The sequence below is a fragment of the Pseudomonas donghuensis genome, assembly GCF_000259195.1.
GTDB lineage: Bacteria > Pseudomonadota > Gammaproteobacteria > Pseudomonadales > Pseudomonadaceae > Aquipseudomonas > Aquipseudomonas donghuensis.
This window is the reverse complement of sequence record NZ_JH650774.1, coordinates 50609-60385: the sequence shown is the minus strand read 5'-3', so window position 1 is coordinate 60385 and position 9777 is coordinate 50609. Positions and strand designations below refer to the sequence as shown.

The window sequence follows — 9777 nt, the reverse complement described above, 5'->3', positions numbered from 1 at the left end:
GGCTTCCCGCCGCACCCGCACCGCGACATGGAGATCATCACCTATGTGCGCGAAGGCGCCATCAGCCACCAGGACAACCTTGGCAACAAGGGCCGCACCGAGGCCGGTGACGTGCAGGTGATGAGTGCCGGCACCGGCATCACCCATAGCGAATACAACCTGGAGAAGGTCGATACGCGCATCTTCCAGATCTGGATCGTCCCTGAGCGCGTTGGCCAGGCGCCTTCCTGGGGGACCCGGCCGTTCCCCAAAGGCGAGCGCGGTGAAGGCTTCGTGACCTTGGCCAGTGGCCGCGAGGGCGACGAGCACAGCCTGCAGATTCGTGCCGATGCACGCCTGGTGGCAGCGACCTTGCAGGCAGGAGAAACCGCCGAGTACCGCTTCGAAGCCGGGCGCCGTGGCTACCTGGTGCCGGCCAAGGGCCAGGTTGAAATCAACGGTTTGCGCGCCGAAGCCCGTGACGGGGTGGCGATCGAGGACGAGCCGGTGCTCAGGGTGACGGCGGTGCAGGACAGCGAGATCGTGCTGGTCGATGTAGCCTAGGGCCGCTATGCGGCCCATCGCTGGGAAGACCAGCTCCCACAGGTCAGGTGATATCTCTCAGATATTTGCAACACCTGTGGGAGCTGGCTTGCCAGCGATGCTTTTAGCGGTCAGGCAATCGCCGCATCCACCAGTTCCTGGGCTTCAGCCACCAGGCGCTGCAAATGCGCTTCATCGATGAAGCTTTCGGCGTAGATCTTGTAGATGTCCTCGGTCCCCGACGGCCGCGCCGCGAACCAGCCGTTGGCGGTCATCACCTTGAGGCCGCCAATGGCCTGGTTGTTGCCCGGCGCATGGCTGAGGATCTGCTCGATCGGTTCACCGGCCAACATCGTCGACTTGACCTGCTCGGGTGCCAGCTTGCTCAGCAGGGCCTTTTGCTGCGGGTTGGCCTTGGCCTCGACGCGGGTGGCGAACGGCTCGCCCAGCTTGGCGGTAAGTTCGGTATAGGCCTGGCTTGGGTCGCGGCCGGTGCGGGCAGTGATTTCCGCCGCCAGCAGCGCCGGGATCAGGCCGTCCTTGTCAGTGGTCCAGACGCTGCCGTCCTTGCGCAGGAACGAGGCGCCGGCGCTCTCCTCGCCACCAAAGCCCAGGGAGCCGTCGAACAGACCGTCGGCGAAGAACTTGAAGCCCACCGGCACCTCAAACAAACGACGCCCCAAGCGCGCGGTGACGCGGTCAATCAGGCCACTGCTGACCACCGTCTTGCCCACGGCGGCGTCGCTACGCCATTGCGGACGGTGCTGGAACAGGTAGTCGATGGCCACGGCCAGGTAGTTGTTCGGCGCCAGCAGGCCGTTCGGGGTCACGATGCCGTGGCGGTCGTGGTCCGGGTCGCAGGCGAACGCCACGTCGAAACGCTCGCGCAGGCCGATCAGGCCCTGCATGGCATACGGCGAAGACGGGTCCATGCGGATCTGTCCGTCCCAGTCGACGCACATGAAGCGGAAGGTCGGATCGACCTCGGTGTTGACCACTTCCAGGTTCAGCTTGTAGTGCTCGGCAATCGCCGACCAGTAGCGCACCCCTGCCCCGCCCAGCGGGTCGACGCCCAGGCGCAGGTTGGCGCTGCGGATCACGTCGAAATCGATGACGTTTTCCAGATCGGCGACATAGCTGGCGACATAGTCATGACGATGGGTGGTGCTGGCTGCCAGCGCCTGTTCATGGGAGATGCGCTTGACGCCCGCCAGGCCCACCGCCAGCAGCTCGTTGGCCTTGGCCTCGATCCACTTGGTGACATCGCTGTCGGCCGGGCCGCCATTGGGCGGGTTGTACTTGAAGCCACCGCTTTGCGGCGGGTTATGCGAGGGGGTGATGACGATACCGTCGGCAAGGCCGCTGCTGCGTCCGCGGTTGTAGCAGATGATGGCATGGGACACCGCCGGGGTCGGGGTGTACTCGTCATCCTTGGACAGCATGACCTCAACGCCGTTGGCCGCCAGGACCTGCAGCGCGCTTGCTGCGGCCGGGGTCGACAACGCGTGGGTGTCGGCGCCGATGAACAACGGGCCATCGATGCCCTTGGCCTGACGGTACAGGCAGATGGCCTGGCTGATGGCCAACACGTGGTGTTCGTTGAAGCTCAGCTCCAGAGAGCTGCCGCGGTGGCCGGAGGTGCCGAAGGCAACGCGCTGGGTGGCGATGCTGGCATCGGGCTGGCCGGTGTAGTAGGCGGTCAACAGTTGCGGGATATCCACCAGCACGGAGGCCGGGGCCGGTTTGCCCGCCAAAGGACTGAGCTTCATGCAAAACCTCAAGAAAGGATGTTCAGGGTAATGAAAACAGGCAGTTTACTGGCACTTTGACAAGCTTGCGACGGTGACGATCCCTGGCGTGGCAATTATTTCTACTGTGGCGCCCACCAGGCCGGAAACATGCGTTGTACGCGGGCTTCGGCGAAGCGGTCATCGATCAGCAATACCGTGCCACGATCCTGGGTGCCACGAATCACCCGTCCTGCCGCCTGAATGACCTTCTGCACCCCGGGATACAGGTAGGTGTAGTCGAACCCCGCGCCGAACAACCGGGCCATGCGCAGCTTGATCTGTTCGTTGACCGGGTTGACCTGGGGCAACCCGAGGGTGGCGACAAACGCACCGATCAGGCGCGTCCCCGGTAGGTCGACGCCTTCGGCAAAGGCCCCGCCGAGCACGGCAAAGCCCACGCCCTGGCCCTGGGGAGCAAAACGTTCGAGAAAGTCCTGGCGCTGCTGTTCATCCATGCCCGGTGCCTGGCGCCATTGGCTGATGGCCGGATAGCGCGCCGCCAACAAGGCCGAGACCTGCTGCAGGTACTCAAAGCTGCTGAAAAACGCCAGGTAATTGCCCGGCGCACGCCCATATTGCCCAGCGATCAGCTCGACGATCGGTGCCAGGGAGGCTTCCCGGTGCTGGTATCGGGTCGAGACGCTGCTGATCACCTGCACCTGCAATTGCTCGGCGGCAAACGGAGAGGCGACCTCGAGCCAGGCGCAATCGGCTGGCATGCCGAGCAGGTCGGCGTAGTAGTGGCGCGGGCTGAGGGTCGCGGAAAACAGCGTGGCACTGCGCGCTGCCGCCAGCCGGGGGCCGATCAGCGCCGCCGGCACCACATTGCGCAGGCACAGGGTCGACAAGGCACGCTTGCCCGGGCCCGGGCGCTTGCTGATATCAAACAGGAAGTGTTCGTCGAACAACTCGCTGACGCGGGTGAACTGCAGCGCCTGGAAAAAGAACTGCAGCACAGCCGGGTCAATGCCGGTCGGGTTCTGGTTCAGTTGCTCCTGGATCGCCCCGACACACTGCTGCAAGGCCCTGAGCAGCGCCTCGGGCAAGCCGTCAACCACCCGATAAGGCGCCACCTGCTCCTTGTGCAGGGCGTTCCACGGGCGTGTGAGACGGTCCGGGGCGCTGCTCAGGCCTGCGGGCTTAAGCTTGCGCAGGGCCAGCAACTGGCCCTGGTCGAGGCTGGCGCTGTACATCTGCCGGGCCCTCTCGACCAGGTTGTGCGCCTCGTCCACCAGCAGCGCCAGGCGCCACTGGTTGGCCTGGGCCAAGCCATACAGCAAGGCGCTCTGGTCGAAGTAGTAGTTGTAGTCGGCCACCAGCACATCGACCCACCGGGCCATCTCCTGGCCCAGGTAATAGGGGCAGACCTGATGGGCCAGGGCCACCTCGCGCAGCGCCGCTTGGTCCAGCACTGCCACGGCCTGGGCGGCCTGGCGCGCTGCGGGCAGGCGGTCGTAAAAGCCCTTGGCCAACGGGCAGGCATCACCATGGCAGGCCGTGCCGGGGTATTCACAGGACTTGTCGCGGGCCACCAGCTCCAAGCTGCGCAGCGCAGGCGGGGTAGCGCTGGCCATCACCTGCCGAAGCGCCTCCAGCCCCAGGGCACGGCCAGGGGTTTTGGCGGTGAGGAAGAGGATTTTGTCCAGTTGCTGGGGGGCCATCGCCTTGAGCAACGGGAACAGGGTGCCGAGGGTCTTGCCAATGCCGGTGGTGGCCTGGGCCATCAGGCAGCGGCCGGTGCTGACCGCCTTGTACACGGTTTCGGCCAGCTCGCGCTGGCCTTGGCGAAACTGCCCATGGGGGAATGCCAGGGCCTGCAAGCCCTGATTGCGCGAAACCTGACGCAGCATCTGCTGCTCGGCCCAGTGCAGGAAGATCGCGCATTGGCCATTGAAAAACTGCTCAAGCTCCTGGGCGCTGCGTTGTTCTTCGACCAGCGTCTGTTCATCACTGTCGACATTCAGGTAGACCAGCGCCAGGCGCAACACCGGCAACTGGCGCTGCTGGCACAGCAACCAACCGTAGACCCGCGCCTGGGCCCAGTGCAGTTGCCGGTGGTTGTCGGGCTGGCGGGCCAGGTCGCCGCGGTAGGTCTTGATTTCTTCGAGGCGATTGAGCCGCGGATCGTAACCGTCGGCACGGCCGCGCACTTGCAAGGTCGCGTACTGCCCCTCAAGGCTGACTTCGGTCTCATACCCCTCACCCCGTCCGGCCACTACCCGACGATGGCCGCTGATGCCCTCCTCGGCGGTGGGCGACGGCGTGAAGCGCAGGTCGAGGTCGCCGACCTTGGCGCTGAACTCACACAGCGCCCGCACCGCCACACGGTAGCTCATGGTGCCCATTGCACGTGGCAGACTTCCACCGGCAGGCCGTGCCCGGCGCAGAACTCGATCCAGCGCAGCTGGCTGTCCTGCAGGCGATCGCCCGGGCCCTTGACCTCGATCATGCGGTAGCGCTGCTGCTCGGGCCAAAACTGGATCAGGTCGGGCATGCCCGAACGGTTACCCTGGATGTCGTCAAGCAGGCGCTCGAAGCAGCTTTTCAGGTGCGCCGCGGGCAGGCAGGCCAGGGCCTGCTCAAGCAGCGCTTCGCTGAGCAGCTGCCAATAAACGAAAGGCGATTGCAGGCCCTGCTTGCTGATGAAATGGCGGCGGATGGTCTGCCGGTAGCTGCCATCGTCCAGTTGCCCCAGGCAACGTGCGAACAGCTCGCTGCGGCGCCCGTGAAACTCGGCGTCATGCAAATCCTGCGGCGCGCTCTGGAACGGGTGGAAAAACGCGCCAGGCAACGGTGCGAAGATCGCCTCCCAGCACAGTAGGCCGAACAGGCTGTTGAACAGGCCGTTCTCGACGTAATGCACCTGCCCACCGCCCTGCCCCAGGTGCAACTGCACGGCCTGCTCCACCCCCAGGGCCGCCAGCTCGGCCGGCAACTGCAGCTCGACCAGGCTGACCTGCGGCTTGGCCCGCCGTGGCTGCGCCGGCCCGCCCAGCTTGCGCTGCAAACGCGGTAACATCCGCGCCAGGGCCTGGACCTCAAGGCCATTGGCCGGTTGCCGGGCAATCTGCGAGGCCAGCTCGAACGCCTGTGCCCACTGCTCGCTACGCTCCAGCACCCGCACCTGACGAATGCGCGCCTGCGGATGCCGGCTACGCGGGTAGATGCGCAAGGCCAGTTGCCAGTCGGCCAGGCGCTCGCTGTGCTGGCCAAGCTGATACAGCAGCCGTGAGCGCCGGCGCAGCAACCAGGGGTTGTCGCTGTCCAGGCACTCGATGTGCTCGACCACCTGCTCAAGGGCCATGCCCTGCTCAAGCCATTCACCGCACTGGTGCAAGGCCAGCGCGACATCGATATCGCTGCGTTTGCGCAACGCCCGCGAGTCGTCGCTGAAGGCCACTTGCTCGTAACGCAGCAGGCCAAGGTCGGCGAGCACGAATTCCGACCAGTCCTGGTGCAGGTTGCCGAAGAACAGCAGACGCAAGCGGTCACACAAGGCCTGCAGGCGCAACTCGATGATCGGCTCATCGAAGCCGGGCAGCCATGCCTGCAGCGGCCGGGGCTGCAGATCGAGTGCCTGCAGCTGGGCCAGCAGCTCGCGCTTGGCGGCCCGCGGGCGCTCGAGCCACTCGGCAAAGCCGCTGGCCAGCTCGTCCTTGCGCAGCAGATGGAACAATTGCTCCAGGCTCAGCAGGCTGTCATCGGCCACCCAGCCCAGAGCCAGCAAGGGCGCCAACGCTGCCTGTGCCGGGCCGATTTCGGCGTAGTCGAGCTTGCTCGGGCGAAACAGCAGCCCCTTGCGCATCACCATGCGCACCAATAAAGCCCGGGCTGCCTGCGGTTGCTGGCGAAACTGGCGGATGAAGGCCTGCTCCTGGTCGTCGAGCAGGTCGGCATAGCGCAACTCGATCCAGTCGAGCACTTGCTGGAAGTTGTGCAGGTAATAGAACGGGTCGTCGACGGAATGAGCGATCACGGGACAGTACGGGCTGGCAACTGGAACACTGGTTATACATACAGACTCATTGGTCTGGCAACCTGCGTGCGACCAACGTAGGCTCTTGCTGGCGATTACGATCCATGACGACAAGGAAATCCCATGCGCATAGGACTGCTCTGCCTGGTCGGCCTGCTGGCTGCCTGCCAATCCCATCAGGTTCTGCCACCACCGGCACCGATAGCGCCCCATGGGCGCGATCACGCCGACGTTGGCATGATCCGCGAGTTGGCCAGCGGCCGTACCCTGACCCCGCAGCAACTGGTCGAGCGCCTGGCTGCGGCACCACGGGTGCTGGTCGGCGAGCAGCACGACAACCCCGACCATCACGCCCTGCAACTGTGGCTGTTGCGCGAACTGGCAGCCCGGCGCCCGCAAGGCAGCCTGTTGCTGGAAATGCTCAACCCCGACCAACAGAATCGGGTCGATGCCGTGCAGGCCGCATCGCGCGCAGGGCAGCCACCTGCCGACCCGATCCAGGCGCTGGCCTGGCAAGCCGGTTGGGATTGGAGCCTGTACGGACCGCTGGTGACCTATGCGCTGCGCCAGCCCTATGCCCTGCTGGCCGCCAACCTGGACCGGGCGCAGGTAATGCAGGTCTATACACAGCACCCGACGCTCGAAGGCCACGCCTCCACCACCCAACAGGTTCAAGCCACCCTGCTCGCTGACATTCGCTCGTCCCATTGCGGTTTGCTGCCCGAGCCCCAGATGCCGGCAATGCTGGCGGTGCAGCAACAACGCGACCGGCGCATGGCCGAACGCCTGCTGGCCGCGCCCAGCCCGGCGCTGTTACTGGCCGGGGCATTCCATGTGCGCAAGGACCTGGGCGTACCGCTGCACCTGATCGACCTGGGAGCACCCGGCAGCAACCCGGTGCTGATACTGGCCGAGGCCGGCAAGACCGTCAGCGCCGAAAGCGCGGACTTTGTCTGGTACACCGCCGCGCAACCGGAACAGGACTACTGCGCGACATTGCGCCGCTGACGCCGATGCGCGGGGGCTCAGCTGGCCTGCTGGGTGCGCCGCAGCTCGTCACTGAGGATGCTCAGGCCGTACTGCAGGTCCCCTTGCGGCCCCAGCGGCCAGCCCAGGCGCAAATGCCGACGAAAGTCGCCACGCAAGCTGAACAGTTCGCCCGGGGCGATTACCAGGCCTTGCTGCAGCAAACGATGGAACAACGGCCGGGTATCCACCGGCGCCCGCACCCAGATACAGGCGCCACCCGCCGGCATCTGGAACTCCAACTGGCCCCCCAGGTACAGCTGCATCTGCCGGTACAGGTGGCTCAGGCGCTCGTGCAAGCGCAAGCGCAGTTGTTCCAGGTGCCGGTCGATGCGGCCCTTGCTGTACAAACGTGCTACCGCTTGCTGGCGCAAGGGCGGCAAGCGAAAACCGCGCAACAGAAACTGCCGGTGCAAGGGCCCATGCCAGTTCCGGGACAGCAGGTAGGCATAAGGCGCCTCGGCACCGACACTGCGCTCCAGCGAAGAGAACACCAGCAAGCGTTGCGGGTCGACCAGCTCGCGCAGATAGCCCGCCGCCGCAGGCTGGAAGCACAGCTCGGCCTCCAGGTCGTTCTCCAGTAACCACACCCCGTGCACGTCAAGGAGCTGCGCCATGGCCTTGCGGTCAGCCTCCGGCATCAGGCTGCCCTGCGGGACACTCAGGCGTGACGACAGCATGGCCAGGCGCACCGGCTCTTCACGTAGCAGCCGGGCGAGCTGCTCGAGGTCCAGGCCACCCTCAGGGCCCAAGGGCAGTTCAATGACCCGAATCCGGGCAGCCTGAAACACCCGCAACAGGCGCCAGGAACAGGGTGTGGTGACCAGCACCGCACTGTTATGCAACTCAAGGGCCGCCAGGGTGGTCTCCAGCAACGAACGTACATCCAGCGCCAGGTAGACATCCTCGGCACTCCAGTACAGCTGCGCCGAGCGGGTGTAGCGCGCCGCCAGGGCGGTGCGCAGCTGCAGATCGCCCCATGGCTGGGGCGCACCGGCAAGCCGCGGATACTGACGCAACAGCTGGCGCTCGATACCCAACAGCGTTGCCTCGATCGATGGCAAGGCCTGCGCCTGGCCGCCGCTGAGCACCAGCATCTGCGGCGAGTTGGCATGCTCCTGCAGGTCCTGAAGCAAATCACCGCCACTGCGCGGCTGGCCGTCCAGTGCCGGCACCTTGGCAAAGTAGCCGGACTTGGGCACCGGCTGTACCCGGCCCTCATGCTCGAGCAGTGAATAGGCGTACTGCACCGTGGAAATCGACACGTCAAGGCGTTGAGCAAGGTCACACAGCGAAGGCAGCTTGCTGTAACTGCCCGGTGCCATCTGAGCAATCAGTTCGACCAGGTAACGGTACACTGCCCGATAGGCGAACTCGCCTTGCGCCGGCGCTTTCATCCATGGCCGCCAGGCTGCTCGGCCTTGAGCCAGGTCCATGCCGTCGGCGCCAGGCGCAGGTGTTGCAGGTCCGCGCCGCGGCCCTGAATACGCGCCAGCAGCGAACGCGGCCGGGCACTGGGCTGCGGCTCTCGCTGATAGAGCATCTGCAGCAGTGGCAAACTCAGGCCGCTGATGTCGATCATCCATTGCACCACCGGCTCAGGCGCGGGCAACTGCTGCAACGCCTTGTGCAGATACGGCAACGCCACCAGCATGCCGGGATGACAGCGGCGCAGAAATACCTCGAGCCGCAAGCCACGGGAGACGAATGGCGCAAACAGCTGGCAAACCAGTTGCGCCTCGCTCAGGCCATAGGCCTGCAAGGCAAACTCATTGGCCTGGGCCCGGCGTTGCTGCAACTGCTCGGCGTTCTGCCAGCGGCCCAACACGCGAACCTGCACGGCTCGCGGCAGACCATTGCGCTGCATCAGCAACCGCGCCTGGCGCAGGTAGGCATCGACACCTTCACGGTAATCGCTGTCTTCGATGAACTGCGCATGCAGCCCGCTCAGGTGCGCCAGCAGCAACGGATTGGCCGTGCCCGAGCGTGCGCAGGCGTAATACTGCTCATCAAAGCGATACCCCAGGAAGCGGTTCAAGCGCTCGTCATGGGGCACGTCGGGGTCGTGAACCAGATCATCGATGGTGATGAAGCGCATCGCCGGCGCACACACGTCACCGACCGCGGCCTGAGGGAAGGTTTTCGCCTGGCCGTACAACTGCTCCAGGTAGCGCCGCCGCAGTTCGCTCAAGCCCTCGCACAGTGAGGCGGCGCAACTGTGGATAGGCCTGATGCTCAGCAGGTCCTCCTCACGCAGGGCCCTGCGGCTCCAGGCCAGGTAGCGCCTGCGCTCAAGCAGCGGCTGGGCGCTGATGATGGCGTCGACGCCGCCACGCCAGTCGAGGGCCTGGCGACACAGCTCGGCCAGGCGCAAGTAGCCATGGCTGCCAAAACCTGCGCGTGGCAGCCCTGCCAGCAAATGACCGAACAGCAGCAGTTCATGACGTTCAGCCTGCTGTTGAC

General features: G+C 65.4%; 7 protein-coding genes. 2 read left to right on the top strand and 5 right to left on the bottom strand.

What is annotated here, in order from left to right:
- Nucleotides 1-543 (top strand): pirin family protein (locus UW3_RS27400; protein WP_010225221.1); only part of this gene is annotated, 543 nt, incomplete at its 5' end.
- Between the two features lie 110 nt (nt 544-653).
- On the opposite strand, the gene pgm is transcribed toward UW3_RS27400, so the two are convergent.
- The 3 genes from pgm to UW3_RS0120585 all read right to left on the bottom strand — a co-directional run bounded on the left by pgm (nt 654) and on the right by UW3_RS0120585 (nt 6288).
- Complete coding sequence (pgm, locus tag UW3_RS0120595) at nt 654-2291, bottom strand: phosphoglucomutase (alpha-D-glucose-1,6-bisphosphate-dependent) (protein ID WP_010225220.1); 1638 nt, start codon at nt 2289-2291, stop codon at nt 654-656.
- A 101-nt stretch (nt 2292-2392) separates the two neighbouring features.
- Nucleotides 2393-4648, bottom strand: a complete 2256-nt coding sequence (locus UW3_RS0120590) for an ATP-dependent DNA helicase (protein ID WP_026001430.1) — start codon at nt 4646-4648, stop codon at nt 2393-2395.
- Nucleotides 4645-6288, bottom strand: a complete 1644-nt coding sequence (locus tag UW3_RS0120585; protein ID WP_010225218.1) for a VRR-NUC domain-containing protein — start codon at nt 6286-6288, stop codon at nt 4645-4647. The genes UW3_RS0120590 and UW3_RS0120585 overlap by 4 nt, the downstream gene beginning before the upstream one ends.
- Before the next feature lie 123 nt (nt 6289-6411).
- Here UW3_RS0120585 and UW3_RS0120580 point away from each other — a divergent pair, with 123 nt between their 5' ends.
- Complete coding sequence (locus UW3_RS0120580; RefSeq protein ID WP_010225217.1) at nt 6412-7296, top strand: ChaN family lipoprotein; 885 nt, start codon at nt 6412-6414, stop codon at nt 7294-7296.
- A 17-nt stretch (nt 7297-7313) separates the two neighbouring features.
- On the opposite strand, the gene UW3_RS0120575 is transcribed toward UW3_RS0120580, so the two are convergent.
- Both UW3_RS0120575 and UW3_RS27395 read right to left on the bottom strand, forming a co-directional pair.
- Nucleotides 7314-8711: an aminotransferase-like domain-containing protein gene (locus UW3_RS0120575; protein WP_010225216.1), complete on the bottom strand. Its 1398-nt coding sequence runs from the start codon at nt 8709-8711 to the stop codon at nt 7314-7316.
- On the bottom strand, nt 8708-9777 hold a 1070-nt coding region (locus UW3_RS27395), incomplete at its 5' end, for a hypothetical protein (RefSeq protein ID WP_010225215.1). The genes UW3_RS0120575 and UW3_RS27395, both read right to left, overlap by 4 nt.

Bases quoted from the DNA above. Each gene is read 5' to 3' on its own strand.
- UW3_RS0120575 (WP_010225216.1), bottom strand. From the start codon at position 8,711: ATGAAAGCGCCGGCGCAAGGCGAGTTCGCCTATCGGGCAGTGTACCGT.
- UW3_RS0120580 (WP_010225217.1), top strand. From the start codon at position 6,412: ATGCGCATAGGACTGCTCTGCCTGGTCGGCCTGCTGGCTGCCTGCCAA.
- pgm (WP_010225220.1), bottom strand. From the start codon at position 2,291: ATGAAGCTCAGTCCTTTGGCGGGCAAACCGGCCCCGGCCTCCGTGCTG.
- UW3_RS0120590 (WP_026001430.1), bottom strand. From the start codon at position 4,648: ATGAGCTACCGTGTGGCGGTGCGGGCGCTGTGTGAGTTCAGCGCCAAG.